16 protein-coding genes are annotated in these 17,359 nt (G+C 62.7%); 9 read left to right on the top strand and 7 right to left on the bottom strand.

Features of this window, described 5'->3' with window-relative positions; all coding sequences use genetic code 11:
• Positions 1-44: 44 nt before the first annotated feature.
• The 5 genes from V3C40_RS13930 to V3C40_RS13950 all read right to left on the bottom strand — a co-directional run bounded on the left by V3C40_RS13930 (position 45) and on the right by V3C40_RS13950 (position 7,464).
• The gene (locus tag V3C40_RS13930; protein ID WP_331777740.1) at positions 45-1,130 is read right to left on the bottom strand and encodes an ABC transporter ATP-binding protein; all 1,086 of its coding nucleotides are present in this window, start codon (positions 1,128-1,130) and stop codon (positions 45-47) included.
• Between the two features lie 84 nt (positions 1,131-1,214).
• Entirely contained in the window at positions 1,215-2,852 is a 1,638-nt protein-coding gene (locus V3C40_RS13935) for an alpha-amylase family glycosyl hydrolase (protein ID WP_051991838.1), read from the bottom strand.
• 299 nt (positions 2,853-3,151) lie between these two features.
• On the bottom strand, positions 3,152-4,162 hold the full coding sequence (locus V3C40_RS13940; RefSeq protein WP_034757092.1) for a substrate-binding domain-containing protein: 1,011 nt from the start codon (positions 4,160-4,162) through the stop codon (positions 3,152-3,154).
• A gap of 300 nt (positions 4,163-4,462) precedes the next feature.
• On the bottom strand, positions 4,463-5,680 hold the full coding sequence (locus V3C40_RS13945) for a maltoporin (RefSeq protein ID WP_331777741.1): 1,218 nt from the start codon (positions 5,678-5,680) through the stop codon (positions 4,463-4,465).
• 224 nt (positions 5,681-5,904) lie between these two features.
• Positions 5,905-7,464 (bottom strand): MFS transporter, encoded by a 1,560-nt coding sequence (locus tag V3C40_RS13950; RefSeq protein WP_331777742.1) that lies wholly within the window; start codon positions 7,462-7,464, stop codon positions 5,905-5,907.
• Positions 7,465-7,579: 115 nt separating this feature from the next.
• On the opposite strand from V3C40_RS13950, the gene V3C40_RS13955 reads away from it, so the two are divergent.
• The 3 genes from V3C40_RS13955 to V3C40_RS13965 all read left to right on the top strand — a co-directional run bounded on the left by V3C40_RS13955 (position 7,580) and on the right by V3C40_RS13965 (position 11,674).
• Entirely contained in the window at positions 7,580-8,506 is a 927-nt protein-coding gene (locus tag V3C40_RS13955; RefSeq protein ID WP_331777743.1) for a LysR family transcriptional regulator, read from the top strand.
• Positions 8,507-8,819: 313 nt separating this feature from the next.
• Complete coding sequence (locus tag V3C40_RS13960; RefSeq protein WP_331777744.1) at positions 8,820-9,941, top strand: patatin-like phospholipase family protein; 1,122 nt, start codon at positions 8,820-8,822, stop codon at positions 9,939-9,941.
• An 86-nt stretch (positions 9,942-10,027) separates the two neighbouring features.
• Positions 10,028-11,674 carry a methyl-accepting chemotaxis protein gene (locus tag V3C40_RS13965; RefSeq protein ID WP_331777745.1) on the top strand — a complete coding sequence of 549 codons (1,647 nt, stop codon included), beginning with the start codon at positions 10,028-10,030 and terminating at the stop codon, positions 11,672-11,674.
• A gap of 23 nt (positions 11,675-11,697) precedes the next feature.
• Here the strand turns inward: V3C40_RS13965 and V3C40_RS13970 are convergent, their stop codons facing one another.
• A complete protein-coding gene (locus V3C40_RS13970; protein ID WP_442907262.1) occupies positions 11,698-12,189 on the bottom strand; it encodes a GFA family protein in 492 nt (163 codons plus the stop codon).
• Positions 12,176-12,592 carry a hypothetical protein gene (locus tag V3C40_RS13975; protein ID WP_331777746.1) on the bottom strand — a complete coding sequence of 139 codons (417 nt, stop codon included), beginning with the start codon at positions 12,590-12,592 and terminating at the stop codon, positions 12,176-12,178. Before V3C40_RS13975 ends, V3C40_RS13970 begins: the two co-directional genes overlap by 14 nt.
• Before the next feature lie 133 nt (positions 12,593-12,725).
• Here V3C40_RS13975 and V3C40_RS13980 point away from each other — a divergent pair, with 133 nt between their 5' ends.
• The 6 genes from V3C40_RS13980 (at position 12,726) to phaP (ending at position 17,318) form a co-directional block, all read left to right on the top strand.
• Positions 12,726-13,196: an SRPBCC family protein gene (locus V3C40_RS13980; RefSeq protein ID WP_219328262.1), complete on the top strand. Its 471-nt coding sequence runs from the start codon at positions 12,726-12,728 to the stop codon at positions 13,194-13,196.
• 265 nt (positions 13,197-13,461) lie between these two features.
• Positions 13,462-14,232, top strand: coding sequence for a creatininase family protein (locus V3C40_RS13985; RefSeq protein WP_442907268.1), 771 nt, complete (start codon positions 13,462-13,464; stop codon positions 14,230-14,232).
• A gap of 54 nt (positions 14,233-14,286) precedes the next feature.
• Positions 14,287-15,558: a YncE family protein gene (locus V3C40_RS13990; RefSeq protein ID WP_331777747.1), complete on the top strand. Its 1,272-nt coding sequence runs from the start codon at positions 14,287-14,289 to the stop codon at positions 15,556-15,558.
• A 115-nt stretch (positions 15,559-15,673) separates the two neighbouring features.
• Complete coding sequence (locus tag V3C40_RS13995; protein WP_081368210.1) at positions 15,674-16,045, top strand: VOC family protein; 372 nt, start codon at positions 15,674-15,676, stop codon at positions 16,043-16,045.
• Positions 16,046-16,072: 27 nt separating this feature from the next.
• Positions 16,073-16,408 (top strand): hypothetical protein, encoded by a 336-nt coding sequence (locus tag V3C40_RS14000; protein WP_051991844.1) that lies wholly within the window; start codon positions 16,073-16,075, stop codon positions 16,406-16,408.
• Positions 16,409-16,682: 274 nt separating this feature from the next.
• Complete coding sequence (gene phaP / locus V3C40_RS14005) at positions 16,683-17,318, top strand: TIGR01841 family phasin (protein WP_034757122.1); 636 nt, start codon at positions 16,683-16,685, stop codon at positions 17,316-17,318.
• The last annotated feature ends 41 nt before the right edge of the window (positions 17,319-17,359 follow it).

Genomic DNA, 17,359 nt, shown 5'->3' on the forward strand with positions numbered 1-17,359 from the left:
CAGGCCAGGCGGCGCCTGTAGCGCCTGGCCCTTTAAATGCGGAATCAGGTACGGGTCTGGCCGTGCTCGTCGAATACGTGGACGCGGGCGGGCGCCACCTGCAGGGCCACGGATTGGCCAATGGCCCAGTCCGTTTCCGCATCGGCGCGCACGACCAGCGGCTCGTCGCCGCCCGGTACCTGCACATACAGATAGCTGATGTCGCCCAGTTTTTCCACGGCCTGCACGGTGGCCGTGATGGCGGCCGTGGCGCCGGGCGCGCATGCCTGGACGTGTTCGGGACGCGCGCCGACGGTGACGGGGGTGCCGCTGGCCAATGGCTGCGTCAACACGGCTTGCACCATGCCGCCCGCGTTGGTGGCGATGGTGGCCACGCCGTCGGCGTAGCTGTGGATCTTGCCCTTGAGGAAGTTCATGCGGGGCGAACCGAGGAAACCGGCCACGAACAGGTTGGCTGGGTGGTGGTACAGCTCGAGCGGCGCGCCCACCTGTTCGATGCGGCCCGCGTTGAGCACGACGATGCGGTCGGCCAGGGTCATTGCTTCGACCTGGTCATGCGTGACGTAAATCATGGTCGAGCGCAATTCGCGGTGCAAATTCGCCAGTTCGATGCGCATTTGCACGCGCAGGGATGCGTCCAGGTTGGACAGCGGTTCGTCGAACAGGAAGACGTCGGGCTTGCGCACGATGGCGCGGCCGATGGCCACGCGCTGGCGCTGGCCGCCCGACAAGTCCTTGGGTTTGCGTTCCAGCAAAGGCTCGATGCGCAGGATTTGCGCGGCGCGTTGCACGGCGTCGGCGATTTGCACCTTGCTCATGCCGGCCAGTTTGAGGCCGAAGGCCATGTTCTGCGCCACGCTCATGTGCGGGTACAGGGCGTAGCTCTGGAACACCATGGCGATGCCGCGTTTGGCAGGCGGCACGTCGTTCATGCGCGTCTTGCCGATGAATAAGTCGCCGCCGCTGATTTCTTCCAGGCCGCAGATGCTGCGCAGCAAGGTGGATTTGCCGCAACCCGACGGACCCACGAAGACCATGAATTCGCCATCGGCGATCTCCAGGTCGATGCCGTGCAGGGTTTGCACGTCGCCATATGCCTTCTTCAGCCCTGCTAATTTCAGTCCTGCCATGTCGTCCTCATCATCTCAATTTGGCCCCGCTGATGCGCGGGGCTCGTTATTGTAATTGGCGGCATGGCCGCCAAAGCCTGCGATTTACGCCAAAGTGCCGAACCAGCCGCCATGCGGAGGCAGGCTGAGCTGTTGGTTATCTTTACTACCTGGCAAGCCATGACCGGCAAGATCGGCCGCTGCCGCCGCGTCCGGCCAAGTGAAGGTGACGGCCTCGGTGCCCAGGTTGAAGGCAGCCAGCACGGACGGTTGGCCGGGCAAGTCGCGGCGCAGGGCCAGCACAGGTTCCGGTGCATCGAAGAAGACGATATCGCCGCGCAGCAATTGCGGCAGGGTGCGGCGCCAGGCGAGGATGTTCTGCGCAAAGCGCAGCGCCGAGCCGCTATCGTGTTCTTCCACGTCAGCGGCGCGCGCCAGGTGTTCCGGCGGCACGGGCAACCACGGCGTGGTGGTGCTGAAGCCGCCATGCGGCGCTTCGGCCACCCATGGCATCGGCGTGCGGCAGCCGTCGCGGCCCTTGAACTGGGGCCAGAACGGGATGCCGTACGGGTCTTGCAGCGCTTCGAAAGGAATGTCCGCTTCCGTCAGGGCCAGCTCGTCGCCCTGGTACAGGCACGGCGTGCCTTTCAGCGCCGCCTGCACGGCCAGCACGACCTTGGCCAGCGAGGGCGATGGGTTCTCGCCGCCCCAGCGCGTCATGACGCGCACGCTGTCGTGGTTGCCCACGGACCAGGAAGCCCAGCCGTCGGCCACTTGCGCTTCGAATTCTTCCACTTGCTTGCGGATGTGCGCGGCCGAAAACTCCGCCGTCAGCAAGTTGAAACTGTAGGCCATGTGCAGCTTGTCGGCGCCCGTATAGGCAGCCATGGTGGCCAGCGCATTGTCGTCGCCCACTTCGCCGATGGAAACGGCCTTGTATTCATCGAGCACGGCGCGCACGCGCTGCAGGTAGGCGATGTTTTCCGGCTGCGTCTTGTCGTACACGTGCGCCTGCATGCCGTAGGGATTGATGGCCGATACGCTGCTCGCATCGCGCTGCGCGGCTGGTGGATTGTCGCGCAGCAACTGGTCGTGATACGGGAAGTTGCAGGAATCGAAGCGGAAGCCGTCGACGCCGCGTTCGAGCCAGAAGCGCAGGTTGTCCAGCTGGGCCTGCTGCACGGCCGGATTGTGGAAGTTCAGGTCGGGCTGGCTGACGAGGAAATCATGCAGGTAATACTGGCCGCGGCGCGGCTCCCATTGCCACGCGGAACCGCCGAACACGGACAGCCAGTTGTTCGGCGCCGTGCCGTCCGGTTTCTGGTCGGCCCACACATACCAGTCGGCCTTGGGATTGTCGCGGCTCGAGCGGCTTTCCACGAACCACGGATGGTTGTCGGACGAGTGCGACAGCACCTGGTCGATCATCACTTTCAAGCCCAGTTCATGGGCGCGTGCCACGAGGCGGTCGAAATCGGCCAGGGTGCCAAACATCGGGTCGACGTCGCAGAAATCGGCCACGTCGTAGCCGAAGTCCTTCATCGGCGACGTGAAGAAGGGCGAGATCCACACGATGTCGGCGCCGAGGGCGGCGATGTAGTCGAGCTTGGAGGTAATTCCGGGCAAGTCGCCGATGCCGTCGCCATTGCTGTCGAGGAAGCTGCGTGGATACACCTGGTAGATGACGGCGCTGCGCCACCAGTCGGCGGGCAGATGGGCGAGATTGTTCTGGATGGTCGGCATGAATGATTTCTTAAAAGTTGCCTGTAGCGTTGGCTATCAGGGCGGCGCTGCTGGTTGGTAGGCGAACGTCTTATTTTAAAATTCAAAGCGCTTTGGGTATGAAATGAGTATAGTTCAAAGCGCTTTGAAAAGTAAAGCGATACACGCTCCAGACATACGATTTTTTTATGAGGGTGATTCAGGACAACAAGGTGGGAGGACCGGGGTCAGACCCGGCGGGGGAATGGCCCCAGTGGGACCCATTCCGATCACGCAGTGACTGACCCCAGCTTTCTGCTGCGGGCCAATGCAATATTTAACTACCTAATTACCGGTCCCGCCGACTCGCCCGGCAACAGTTCGCACGGCCACAGTTCCTGCAGGTCGGTGACGGGCGTGCCGTCCATCAGGGCCAGCAGCATGTGGATCATCTTCGCGCCGGCGCCGCGCGGGTCGGGCTGGACGACGGTGGTGACGTTGTGGCCGGCCAGGGAATCTTCCATCACGCCCCAGACGATCAGCGACATCTCGCTGCCGATGGCGATGCCCGCGTCGAGCAGGGCGCGCACGGCGCCCACGCCCGACATGTGATTGTCGACGATGACGGCGGTGGGGCGGGGCGAGCGGGCCAGCAGGCGCTGCATGGCCTGGTAGCCGGCGCGGCGGTCGTGGGCGTTGTCGACCAGGTTGTCCGGGTCGACGGCCAGGCCGCCCGCCTGCATGGCGTGCTGGAAACTCTCGACGCGCTGGCGCACGAAGTTCAGGTCCGGCGTTGCGCTGATCAGGCCGATGCGCTGGTGGCCCAGCTGCGCCAGGCGCTCGACGGCCAGGCGCATGCCCGCCTCGTTGTCGTAGTCGAACCACGCGTGCGGCTGGTTCAGCTGCGTGCGGCCATGCGCGACAAACGGCATGCCCTGCTGCGCCAGGTAGGCGATGCGCTCGTCGAACGGTTTCGTGCGCCCGACGATCAGGCCGTCGATGCGGCGGCCCTTGACCATGCGCTCATACGTGTGGAATTCATTGGTGGCCGAAGCGGGCGCGATCATCATGTCCATCTGCTGCGCTTCCAGCGCTTCCGACATGCCGCCCACGATGTCGATGAACATGGGGTCGGCCAGGTCGTTCGGCATCAGCGGGTAGATGATGCCGACGATATTCGTGCGCCCGACGGCCAAGCTGCGCGCCATGGGATTGGGACGGTAGCCGGCCGCCTGCGCGGCGGCCAGCACCCGCTCGCGCGTGCGTTCGCTTACTTCCGGATAGCCATTCAAGGCGCGGCTGACGGTGGTTTCGGATATTCCTAGCGTTTTGGCGAGATTTTTGAGGTTCATGGATGCTGCAGTCGGGGTGGGTCGGGAGCGGTGCGGTGCCGTGCAATGCAGGGTAGTTTATCTGATAAATGCCGGAATGATCAGAGGTATGGCAAGCGGCGGCGGCGCCCAAAAAAATACGCGGGCAAACCCAGGGGCGCCCGCGCTAAAAGAGGATACTGCTGAATCACTACATTGAAGCTGCCGGCCATCGCGTGCAGCGGCGAAATGGTGGGTCCGGTTACTACCTGCCCCTGAATGAGCGGGCGGTGCTGCTGCCAGTGGCTGGCGCCTTGCGGCGTCAGCCAGTGTTCGATGCTCTTACCACCACGACTCGACCTGGAAACCGACCGAGCTGCCGTTTGTTTTTCCACCAAACACGCCCGTCGACGACAGCGCCGATTCCGCTGCGGCGGCCGACTGGGCTGCCTTGTTCCATTTGGCGTAGGTGTAGAAGGCGCGCAGCACGGGACGCGACCAGAAGCTGTTGCCGGCCGACAGTTGCGGCGCGAAGGTCAGCTTGGTGAGATTGCGGCTCTCGCCGCCTTCCGGCTTGACGATGTCGTGGCCCAGTTCCACGGCCAGGCTGTAGTTGTCCGTGAAGTGGTAGACGGGACGCGCGCCGATCGATGTCCATTTGCTGCTCACGCCTGCCGTTTCCTTGTCTTCGTAGACGAAGGTACCCATGCCCGACCAGGCGCCTTTGGGCTGGATCATGATCTGTTCCGTCAGACGCACGACCTTGTCATCCTTGCCGGCGCCCAGGCTGAAGCCGCCCGTGTTGGCGGCGCTGCCTTTGCCGTACTGCAATGCCACCTTGTTGAAGCCGCCCAGCAGATTGCCTTGCGTATGCATGATGGTCAGCAAGTGGCCGCTGGCGATGGGGCCCGCGCCTTGCGCATTGCGTTTCTGGTTGAATTGCAGGCCCAGGGTCAGTTCGCCATCGGGGTTGACCTTGATGCCGGAGAAGCGCAAATCGTGGGACAGACCCATGCGATTGCTGTCGCCGTCGTCGGCCGTGCGCACGATGGCGTAGGCCAGTTTGGCGGCGCCCAGGTCGATGTTTTCCAGGCCGGCGCCAGGGCCGCTGTTATTCCAGAAGTAGTAATCGGTGATGTGCACGTCCTGGCGGTCGTAGTAGCGCTTGCCGACCCAGGCGCGCGCCTCGGCGAAGGCGCCCGTGCCGATCTTGTCGGCGACCACGTTCATTTCGCGCCACGACGGATCCGATTGTTCCCAGTCCTGGTTCTGGTTGACGGAAAACGCCACCAGGGTGTTGATGCGGAAAGTGGTGCCGTTGGCTGCCTTGAAGGCTTCGCCGCCGAATTTCAGCTCGCCGTAGGTTTCGCACTCATTGCCCAGACGATACTTGGACGAGGCGCCAGCCAGGCCGAAACACGCTTCCTTGCCGCCTTCACTGCTGGTGCCGAAGCCCGAGCGGATGTAGCCGCCGAAGTCGATCGGCAGGGCGGCCTGGGCCGACGCGCTCAAGGCCATGAGCACTGCCGCTGGCAACGCTTTCAAGAAAAATTTGTTCATTGTGTCTCCAGTGTTTTTATAGGTGTGGGATTAGCGCGCGTAATTTCGCACAACCAAAGCGCTTTAGTTATGCTTCAAAGCGCTTTGAGTATAGTTCAAAGCGCTTTGATCAGTAAACTAGTTTTATTCCTTGAAACTTTTGAGGTGTTGCGGAGAAACATCAGGGCGGGCGGCGGCGCGTGGGCGCCGCCGTGTACGGCAGGAGGAATGGTGATGGTCGTGAATTATTGCTGCGCCTTGCAGGCGGGCAGGGCGGTCGTGTTCGTTGGCACGGCCGCCGGATGACGCAAAAAGGCCAGGATCAGCAGGGCCGAGGCCGTCGTAATGCTGGCCAGCACATACAGCAAGTGGCGGAAGGCGGCGCCATACGCTTGCGCCAGTTCGGCGGCGCCGGCCTGCGGCAACAGAGCGCCCGCATGGCGTAATTCTCCCAGCGCCAGGAAGGGCGCCGCCAACGCCGCCTGCTCCGTGGCGAGGCCGGGCACCTTGCCCAAGGCCGCCATCGTGAGCGTGCCCAGCAGCGCGCTGACGATGGCCAGCGCCAGGCCTTCACCCGCCACGCGCGTCGTGTTGAAGATGCCGGCCGCCATGCCGGCCCGCTCGACGGGCACGACGCTGATGGCCAGGCCATCCATCAAGCCCCACGGCAGGCTGATGCCGCAGCCGATCAGCAGCAGCGGCCCGATCAAGGTAGCGGGCGCCTGGCCCGGCGCACAAGTGGACAGCCACAGCAAGCCACCCGCCGCCAGCAGCAGGCCGCTGGCGCAGATGTGCGCGGCGGCGATGCGTTGCGCCGCCATGCCGGCCAGGATCGGCAGCACCAGCATGGGCGCCGACAGGGCGATCATCATGCGTCCCGCCTCCAGCGCGCTGTAGCCTTCGATGCCGATGAAGCGGGCCGGCAGCAAGACCAGCAGCACGACAAAGGAAAATGCGGGCGCGGCCGCCAGCAATTGCACGCCGGCAAAGGCGGGCAGGCGGAACAGGGTCAAGTCCAGCATGGGGCGCGCCGCGCGCCGCTCCACGCGGATGAAAACGGCCAGCAGCAAGGCTGCGCCACCGAACAGTCCCAGGCTGGCGGCACTGCCCCAACCACTATCGGGCGCCTGCAGCAAGCCATAGGTAAATAGGGACAGCGCACCGGTAAACGTCAGGGCGCCCGGCCAGTCGACGCCTTGCGCCTGTGGGTCGCGCGATTCGCGCATGGCGCGCGCGGCGGCCAGCAGGGCGGCCAGGCCGGCCGCGGCCGTGGCCGCAAAAATGGCGCGCCAGCCCGTGTGCGTGATCAAGGTGCCTGCCAGGAAGGGGCCGAAGGCCAGGCCCACGCCGAAGGCCGTGCCGATCAGGCTGAAGGCGCGCGCACGGGCGGGGCCGTCGAATTCCTGCGCCAGGGCCGCCAGTCCGCTCGACAGGGCCATGGCGCAACCGAGGCCCTGGACGGCGCGCAGCACGTCGAGCCACACAATGCCGGGCGCGGCCGCCAGTGCCAGCGCGGCGACGGAAAACACGGCCATGCCCAGCAGGAACACGCGCTTGCGGCCATAGCGGTCGGCCAGCGCGCCGGCCACCATCAGGCAGCCGCCAAAGCTGAGCATGAAGGCATTCGTGATCCACGCCAGCGCCAGCGGCGTGCCGTGCAGGTCGGTGGCGATGGCGGGAATGGCGATGGCCGGCCCCGTAAAACTGAGCGGCATGCACAGCGCGGCCAGGCAGACGGCTGCCAGCACCAGCGTGCGCCGTGCAGTCGCTGGTTCCGGGGCTTGCGCGGGAAGATTCGTATCCATGGGAATGATTCCAGAAAGAGGGAATCCGATGATAATATGGACGTAATCTGTGAAAAAGTGGCTGAAAATCCGCTCATAACGGACAAATATTCCCTAATAGAGACAGCGAGGTCGCATGGATAATCTGAATGGCATTGCCGCCTTCGTGCGCGCGGCGGAAACTTCCAGCTATGTGGCGGCCGGGCGGCTGCTCGGCGTGTCGGCCTCGGCCGTGGGCAAGAGCGTGGCGCGGCTGGAAGAAAAGCTGGGCGTGCGCCTGCTCAACCGCAGCACGCGGCGCATCAGCCTGAGCAACGAGGGCGCGCTGTTTTACGAGCGTTGCCAGCGCATCCTGGCCGACCTCGGCGATGCCGAGGCGGAACTGTCGCACCTGGCCGAGGCGCCGCGCGGCAAGCTGCGCGTCAGCCTGCCCGTGATCGGCTACCGCATCATCCTGCCCTTGCTGGCCGAGTTTACGCGGCTGTACCCGGAGATCGAACTCGACCTCGATTTCAACGACCGCCTCGTCGACGTGGTGGCCGAAGGCGTGGACGTGGCCGTGCGCAGCGGTACGCTCACTGATTCGCGTCTGATGGCGCGCGAATTGGGGCCGTTTGCCTTTGCCATCGTCGGCTCGCCCGCGTATTTCGCCCGCCATGGCGTGCCGGCCACGCCGCGCGCGCTGGAAGAGCACGCTTGCGTGCGCTACAAATTTCCCACCACGGGCAAGTTGCAGGAATGGGTATTGCAACGGGGCGAGGGCGACAGCGGCGGCGAGTTGCGCTTGCCGACCGCCTTGACCTGCAACAATATCGAAGCCTTGATCGGCGCCGCCACACAGGGCGTGGGCCTCGCCTATCTGCCTGACTTTATCGTGCGCGACGCCATTGCGCGCGGCGAACTGCAAGCGGTGCTGGCCGGCTACTTGCTGCACTCGAGCAAGTTCTGGGTGCTGTGGCCGTCAAGCCGCCACTTGTCGCCGAAGATTCGCGTCTTTGTTGACCATTTGTGTACCCACTTGCATTTCTCTTCGCTTCCTCCCGGCCCTGCATCTATCCCCTGATGCCCCTGGCCGCCGCGCTGGCGGCTGCTTGGGGAATATTCCTACCCTAAAGCGATTAATCCTAACGCCGCCGAATTTATATTTGCTGCACCGCATCAAGCTATGCCGCACGGCATCAACTTATACCCTTTCTGAATACCTATCATTCGTTATGGAAATTGCCATAAGGAATTTATTTATGTTAATTTCATATCTGTTTCTGCAACATTGCATCGGCTCGCCGCTTGCGGGGACATGGGCAGGATTAGGCGCCATCAGCGTGTAGTAACCAACAATTAAGGGATGATAGTCCCGTTCCGTTCAGGGAGTGTGCATGAAGACAGTCACGACGACACCGCCGGATCCGGCATCAGCCGCGACAGCGAAACCGGCCCGCAAAACGGGTCTGCTGCTCGGTGGCGGCGCACCAAATTCCACCTTGATCGCCGGTGCCCTGGCCGCGTTTCTCGATGAGGGCATCGAATTCGACGTCATTTCCGCCTCGGGCGCCGGTGTGTTGATGGGCTTGCTTTACACGACGCCGCACGAAGCCACGCCGCGCCAGGCCTTGCAAAGCTGGGCCGACACGGGCGTGGCCGACAGCATCTACAAGATGATCCCGATCAATTACAAGGTCTTCCAGAAGCCGGGCATGCATGCGAGCGCTTTCCGCGATGCCTTCCAGCCGCCGGCCAACAATCCTTTTTTTCAGGCGTTCCAGCAAACGTTTGCGGGCGTGCCCACGGCCTGGTCCGACTGGGGCAAGCTGATGGTGTCGTCGCTGTCGCCATCGGATCTGTCGGCGAAAAGCCTGGGCCTGTGCGCGCATTTGCCCTTTCTTGAAAAAGCCGTGGATTTCTCGGGCGTGGCGCGCATGCGCCCCGATTTCTACATCAATGCCTACAACCTCAGCGAGCACCGCATGCAAATCTGGGGCAAGCACGAGATCGAACCGATCCACGTGCGCGCCGCGTTGTCGTTTCCCTTCCTGTATGCGCCCACGACCATCGCCGGCGACGACTACATCGAAGGTGCGGCCCTCGATACGCTCAATTTCGACCCGTTTATCGAAGGCAAGGGCGAGCACCATGACGCCGATACCCTGGTCATCCTCGACATCCTCGGTGACGAGCGCTTGCTGCGCAAGCCGCGCAACCTGTACGACGCCTGGGTGCGCTCCATCATCACGCCGCTCGTGAAAATTTCCAAGAGCGAGCTGCGCCTGTTTGAGCTCGAGCACAACACGGATGCGCGCACGGGCCAGCCCAAGCGGCGTTTGCTCAAGCTCGACCTGATGGGCGGCATTCCCGAGCAGCACTGGCCCGACACCCTGGACTGGTCCAGTTCGAACATGCAGTTGCTGTTCGACGTGGGCCACAAGGCGGGCCTGGCGTTTTGCCGCCAGCATGGCGACTTGCTGCGCCGCTTGCCTGACGCCGCCCCGCTGGCGGCCTAGCCGCTAGCAACCGATCCCGGCCACCCGATCGGCAGCTACTCATCCTGCCTGGCCTTGCCAGGCCACCTTTTTTACTGTGACACACCATGAATATCACCAAGCAATTAATTCTGACCCTCACCATCGCCTTGCTGGCCCTGCTATTGCTGGGCGCCGGCGGCGCCATCCAGCTGCAGCGCGCCCAGGAGCGTTTTGACACCGTGCAAAACCGCATCATTCCCAGCATCCAGGGCTTGAATGCGGCCAAGGGTTTCCTCGCTGATTCGCGCCTGGCCGGCTACCGCCTGTCCGTGTTCTCGAACCTGGCCGACAAGACGGCGCTGGACAAGGCCGTGGCCGACGCCAACACGAATTTCGACAAGGTCATCGCCACCTACCGCGCCGAGCGCCTGTATGACGCGACGGACAGCAAGATGCTCGACGCCGACCAGGCCGCCATGGAAGCCTACCGCCGCGCGCTGGCGCCATTCTTTGCCGCTGCCTACGCGGGCGACATGGATGGCGTGCGCGCTACCTTGCTGGCCGGCACGCCGCTGGCCATCACGGCCGCCGCCGCGAAAAAGAGCATGGATGACCATATCGCCTACAACAACAAGCTGGTCGACGATGTAAAAGCGGAAAGCCTGGCCGCCTACGACACGGCGTTCAACACCATGCTGGCCGTGCTGGGCGTGGCCGTGCTGCTGACGGGCGCGCTGGCCTGGCATATCTACCGCACCATCAGCGGTGGACTGGGCAATATCGAACATACCCTGGAGCGCGTCAGCGCTTCGCTGGACCTGTCCGCCGCCATGCCCGTCGAGCGCATGGATGAAGTGGGCCGCACGGCCACGGCCTTCAACAAGTTCCTCGAGCGCATCGTCGGCGTGATCGCCACCGTGCGCGCTTCGGCCGATACGGTCAGCGTGGCGGCCGCGCAGATTTCCGCCGGCAACGCGGACCTGTCCGTGCGCACGGAGCAGCAGGCGTCGTCGCTGGAAGAAACGGCGTCCAGCCTGGAAGAGCTGACCTCGGCCGTACGCCAGAATACGGACAATGCGCGTCAGGCGAACTCGCTGGCCGTGTCCGCCTCGGACGTGGCCCGCAAGGGCGGCGCCGTGGTGGCGCAAGTGGTGGGCACGATGGGGTCGATCAACGAATCGGCGAAGAAGATCGCCGACATTATCGGCGTGATTGATGGCATTGCCTTCCAAACCAATATTCTGGCGCTGAACGCGGCCGTGGAAGCGGCCCGTGCAGGCGAGCAGGGCCGTGGCTTCGCCGTGGTGGCCACCGAGGTGCGCAACCTGGCGCAGCGCTCTGCGGCTGCCGCCAAGGAAATCAAGGGCTTGATCGAGGATTCCGTTGATAAAGTCAACACGGGCAGCGCGCTGGTCGACCAGGCGGGCGCGACGATGGAAGAAATCGTCGCCAGCATCCGCCGCGTGACGGACATCATGGGCGACATCGCCAACGCCAGCCACGAGCAAAGCGCCGGCATCGAGCAAGTGAACCAGGCCATTTCACAAATGGACCAGGTCACCCAGCAAAACGCGGCCCTGGTGGAGGAGGCGGCCGCCGCCGCATCCTCGCTGCAAGACCGCGCGGTCGAGCTGGTCGACGTGGTGGCCGTGTTCCGCCTGCGCGGCGACGCCCAAGGGACGGCGTTGAAAGTGGCGGGCGGCTTGCCGGCCCCGGCAACAACTGCCGCGAGCCGGCGGGTGGCGCTGCCGGGACGTAGTGCTCGCGGCTAAATCTTTTGACCGCTCCGGTTCATTTAAGGGGCGGTATTAGGAAAAAAGCGCAGGTATCCAGCGATGTCAGGTCCGCCTCCAGCACTTTTATCTTTTGGATGGAGTCGGCCTTCGTTGACTGCTACCTCTTCAAAGTCAAACGGACTGATTCCTTCCAGGCAGGCTACATTGATCCCGAATTGATCGGGTTTTGACCGGCGTTGGTGATGTGTGTATATCCCGCATTTTGAGCAGAAATAGTGCTTCGCTTGCATGGTGTGAAACTGATAGAGGGTGAGCAATTCCTCTCCAGAAGTGATCTCTATATCCTGAAGCGCCGCAGAAACCGCTATCGCACCGCGCATGCGGCAATAGGAGCAGTTGCAGCGCCGTGCTGTCTTGAGTCCGTCGCTAAGTCGAACTTGAAATCGTACAGATCCACAATGGCATGAACCTCGTAACTTCCCATCAGTACTGTTCATTTTTTTCCTTTCAATGACGGCTTCTGGCCGAACACGGCCTTCAATCAAAGACAATCCGCTGCCCCACCTCGAATTGATTCTCATGGCAATAAAACACGATAAGCGGCGTGTCGTTCGAATAGATCATCGCGTCGTCACGTGACGGCACAAAAATATCCGGCCAGTTCTCGATCAGGAACACACTGCTGCAGATGAAGCATGCGTCTTCTCCAAACACCACTATGACCTGCTGAATTCCCGGCACACGGGCGCGCAACCAGCTGCTTGCAGCGGCCACATCGTCTCCGAAGGCGAGCCGTTCGATTGAGTCAACGGTGTCAACGTTCAGGCCGGGATGCGTCTTCGAGTCATAAAGGCCGACCAAATCATAGGCACGGCGAGCTTCCTCGGCATCCAGCCAGGCAATATCGGCCGAGTGATGCTGTAGCTCCTGAATCCTCCAATGTGTTGCATTCATAATTTTCAAAATCTAAGGGCTCTTGGTCAGCGTTTCTAGGGTAGCATCGTGCCCAGGTGTGGATACATGCCTTGTCATTTGTTTGTACAGCCAGAATGCAATTATATTGATATTAATAGGGAGATACCCACTGATGCAAATCGAAGAAAGCATCCACATTGCCGTCCCGCCCACGGTCGTCGATCAAATTTGGAGCGAGGTCGACCGATGGCATCAGTGGGACCCGGACACCAAGCAAGCCCGGCTCAATGGGCCATTTGCGGTGGGCACACATGGCCGTATCGTTCCCAGCAAGGGGATGGGCATTCCCATGCTCGTCACGGAGCGCTCCGCGGGCCGCTCGTTCACCGTCGAAGGCTACATCCCTTTGTTCCGCATCCATTTCGAGCACACGGTGGTTGCCGCAGATGGCGGATCGGAAGTCGTTCACCGCGTGTGGTTTACGGGAGCGCTTGCCTTTTTGTTCGGGCCAGGCGTTGCCAGGCAAGTCCGGGACGGGCTTCCCAGGACGATGCGCTCGCTCAAGGCCTATGCCGAGAAGCGCAACGAGACTCCCCATGATGGTGAAGCGGCGGGGCCAGCGCGACAACAGCCTGATAGATAGTTTCCCCTCGTCAATTCCTTGCAAACTGCCGCGTCAAATTAACGTGCCGTTCCCCTCATGATGGAATACAATTCTTGCGTGGCAGCCAGCTTGCCTGGCAATGCCGGGCACGGCGCCTTTGACCTCGGAAAGATGTTTGCTTATGACTCTGCAGTTCCCCCTGCCGAATGTACCTCTTGCGCCTTGCGCGCCATCGAGTCGGTCCCAGCCACTCGGCTCCCTGTTTGCCCTGACCCTGTTCTGCCTGATTCCAGCCGCGTCCGTGATGGCGGCTGCGCCCGCCAGCAGCAGCGTCATGCTGGAAGAGCTGACGAGCACGGAGTTGCGCAGCCGTATCGACCACGGCGCCACGACCGTGTTGGTGCCGATAGGCGGCGTCGAGCAGAGCGGGCCGTATATTGCGCTGGGCAAGCACAATGTGCGCGCCGGGCTGCTGGCGCGGCAGATTGCGCAAAAGCTGGGCAACACCATTGTCGCGCCCGTCGTTTCCTATGTGCCCGAAGGCGCGATTGTTCCGCCGGCCGGCCACATGCGCTTTGCCGGTACGATCTCGATACCGCCCGCCGCCTTCGAAGCCGTGCTGGAGGGGGCGGCCGCCAGCCTGCGCCAGCATGGTTTCCGCGACATCATCTTCCTCGGCGACCATGGCGGCTATCAAAAAAACGAGCAGAACGTGGCCAACAAGCTCAACCGTGCCTGGGGCAAAGCCGCCACCGCCAAGGATGCGCGTGCTTACGCCTTGCTCGACTACTATGACATCACGCAATCGGCCTACATTGCCGAGCTGCAAAAGCGCGGCCACAGCAGCGCCGAGATCGGCCTGCATGCGGGCTTGGCGGACGCGGCGCTGATGCTGGCGACGGACCCGTCGCTGGTGCGCAGCGTGGCCATGGCGCACGGACCGAAGCCCGGCGTGGCGGACGGCGTGCGTGGCGACGCCTCGCGGGCGACGGCTGAACTGGGCCAGATCGGTATCAAGCTGCAGGTGGACACGTCGGTGGCCGCCATCAAGCAGCTGCTGCAACGTACTAAATAATTCCGCTGGAAGTGCTGAACTTCCGGCTTTTGCAACGAAACGACGCGAAATTACATGAAAAAATCTCAACGACGCACCATCGTCACCTTGTCCGCCCTGGCTGCCGCACTGGCCGGCCTGGGCGTGGCCAGCCAGGTCATCGGCGCCAGCACGCCGGCCCCGGCCGCCGTAGCGCCGGCCGCCGCCTATTCGCCGCTGCCGGGCATGCCGCCGCTGGTGGATCCGAAAAACGTGTACGGCAGCATCGCCAGCAGCAATATGAGCCCCGTCGTCAAGGATCATTTGCGCCGGGTCTACGTGCCCAATCTGCGCTCGAACGATGTGTACGTGATCGACCAGGAGAGCCTGAAAGTGGTCGACAAGTTCAAGGTCGGCAGCGGCCCGCAGCACGTCGTGCCGTCGTGGGACTTGCGCACCCTGTGGGTGGCGAACAATGCCGAGCGCACGGACAAGGGCAGCTTGACGCCAATCGACCCGTTGACGGGCAAGCCGGGCAAGGAAGTGCCCGTCGATGACCCCTACAATATGTACTACACGCCGGACGGCAAGTCCGCCATCGTCGTGGCCGAAGCGCGCCACCGCCTCGATTTCCGCGATCCGAAGACCATGGCCGTGCAGTATTCGATCGACACGCCCCAGTGCGGCGGCATCAACCATGCGGACTTTTCGAATGACGGCCGCTACGCCATGTTCACCTGCGAGTTCGACGGCACCATCGCCAAGATCGATCTGGTGGGCCGCAAGGTCGACGGCTACCTGAAATTGCAGATGCCGGCCAAGCGCTTTGCCGAGTCCGGTCCTGTGGGCGGCCCGGCGAATGAAATCTGCAGCGTCAAGAAGGGCATGCCGCAAGACATACGGATCTCGCCGGATGGCAAGAAATTCTTTATCGCCGACATGGACGCCGACGGCGTGCACATCGTTGATGGCGCCACCCTGAAGGAAATCGGCTTCATCCAGACGGGCGTGGGCGCGCACGGCCTGTACCCTAGCCGTGACGGCAAAAAGTTATACGTGGCCAACCGCGGCACGCACCGTATCCACGGCAAGCCGAAGGGCAAGGGCAGCGTCAGCGTGATCGATTTCGCGACGGAAAAAGTCGTGTCGAACTGGCCGATTCCCGGTGGCGGCAGTCCCGACATGGGCAATGTGTCCGCCGACGGCAAATATCTGTGGCTGTCCGGCCGTTTCGACGACGTGGTCTACCGCATCGATACGAACAGCGGCGACGTTGCCAAGGTCAAAGTCGGCCAGGAGCCGCACGGCCTGACCGTGTGGCCGCAGCCGGGCCGCTATTCGCTCGGCCATACGGGCAACCTGCGCTAGGCTGGCGCATGGCGCTTCCTGGAGTAACTGCGGCGGATATACAGTCGTGATTGCCTAAAAAGCAATATTGGCGCATACTGTATTTTCTATTCCACTACCTCCAGGGAGCGCCACCATGATTCTTGATCACATCGGTTTGAATGTCAGCGATGCACAGGCCAGCAAGGCCTTCTTTTCGGCCGCCCTGGCGCCACTGGGCGTATCGGTGGTGATGGAAGAGCAGGGCTGGGTTGGCATGGGCAAGGATGGCAAGCCCGATTTCTGGTTCGGCGTGGGCGACAAGCCGCATGCCGGCATGCATCTGGCCTTCGCGGCGGACAACCGTGCCCAGGTGGACGCATTCTACAAGGCCGCGCTGGAAGCGGGCGGCAAGGATAATGGCGCGCCAGGCATCCGCGCCCTGTACCACCCGAATTACTATGGCGCTTTCGTGCTGGGGCCCGATGGCCACAATGTCGAAGCCGTCTGCCACCGTCCCGAGTCTTGACGCCGGGCATTACCTGAAGAGAGCAGCATGAAGCACAGCGCCACCCTGTTTGCCGACGATGCCGGCCGCTATGCCTACGTCAAAGCGGGTTTTTCCTGGCCGGCCCTGTTCCTGGGCTCGTTCTGGGCCGTCGCCAAGCGCCGCTGGTGGCTGTTGCTGCTCATGCTGGCGATGGATGCCTGCCTGTGGTTTGGCAGTCATCTCGCCACCGGAATGCGCATCGGCCCGATGATGCTGCTGATGGCCGGCGCGGAACTCAGTTACCTGCTGGCGCGTGGCTGGTATGGCAACCGCTGGCTGGAAGCCTCGCTGCGCAGCCATGGCTACAAGCCCGTCGTGCCAGGCACGGGCGCCGTTGGCTGAGCCTGCCTGGCACAAATTTCCCCCTCTGTTACTGACGTTTGCCAAGGGCAGGCTGTCCAGTACAAACTTTCTGCGCTGCCTGGCGCACCTTTGATCCAGATCATCCCTCACCTGTGGTGCTCACGTAGCCTTGGGACTCGCGTTGCAAAGCATCTTCCCACCAACCGGATATGTTTTTTCGCGTTTCGTGGCGTAGCCCGGCCGTCTGCCTATCCGTTCGACAGCCGGTGGTGCCGCCATATGTCCACCCAACCGCTATTTAATGAGGAACTCCATGTATCCATATTCCCGTAGTGTTACCCCCGCCGCCAAAAACCACCTGGAAGCACAACTGGCTTTCTTCAATGGCCTGTCGAAGTCGCTGTTTCAATCGATGCAGCAGTTCAGTGACCTGAATATGCAACTGGCGCAAGGCTTGCTGGAAGAAACCACGGTCACCAGCCAGAACCTGCTGACGGTCGAGCGCGCTGAAGATGCGTTCCAGGTGGCTGCCGCATCGGGCCAGCCAGCCGCCGAGCAATTGCGCAAGTACCAGCAACAGGTGTCGCGCCTGGCCGCCGATACGCAGGTCGAACTGGCCAATGTGGCAGAGCGTCATGTGAATGAAACGAGCCGTACCGCCAAGGCCCTGGCCGAAGAAGTGGCCCGCACCGCTTCGGAAGAAACGGAGAAAAACGTGCGCAAGCAGCAGGAAGCGATGCAGCGCATGGCTGAACCGTTCCAGGCTTATCAGCAAAACGGCGCCAACCGCGACCAGCAACGTGGTGCGCAAAGCCGTGACGGTCAAAGCCTGCAAAGCGCCAGCCACCAGGGCAGCCAGCAGTCGGCCGGCAGCGAAGGCTCGGCCAGCGGCAGCGCCTCGCAAGCGGGCTCTGCACAAAGCAAGAGCGGCGCCAGCCGCAAAGAGTAAGCACGAGGCTGCTTGCAGCTGAGCCGCATCGCGAGGGCCGA

Source organism: Janthinobacterium sp. LS2A (assembly GCF_036543145.1).
GTDB lineage: Bacteria > Pseudomonadota > Gammaproteobacteria > Burkholderiales > Burkholderiaceae_D > Janthinobacterium > Janthinobacterium aestuarii.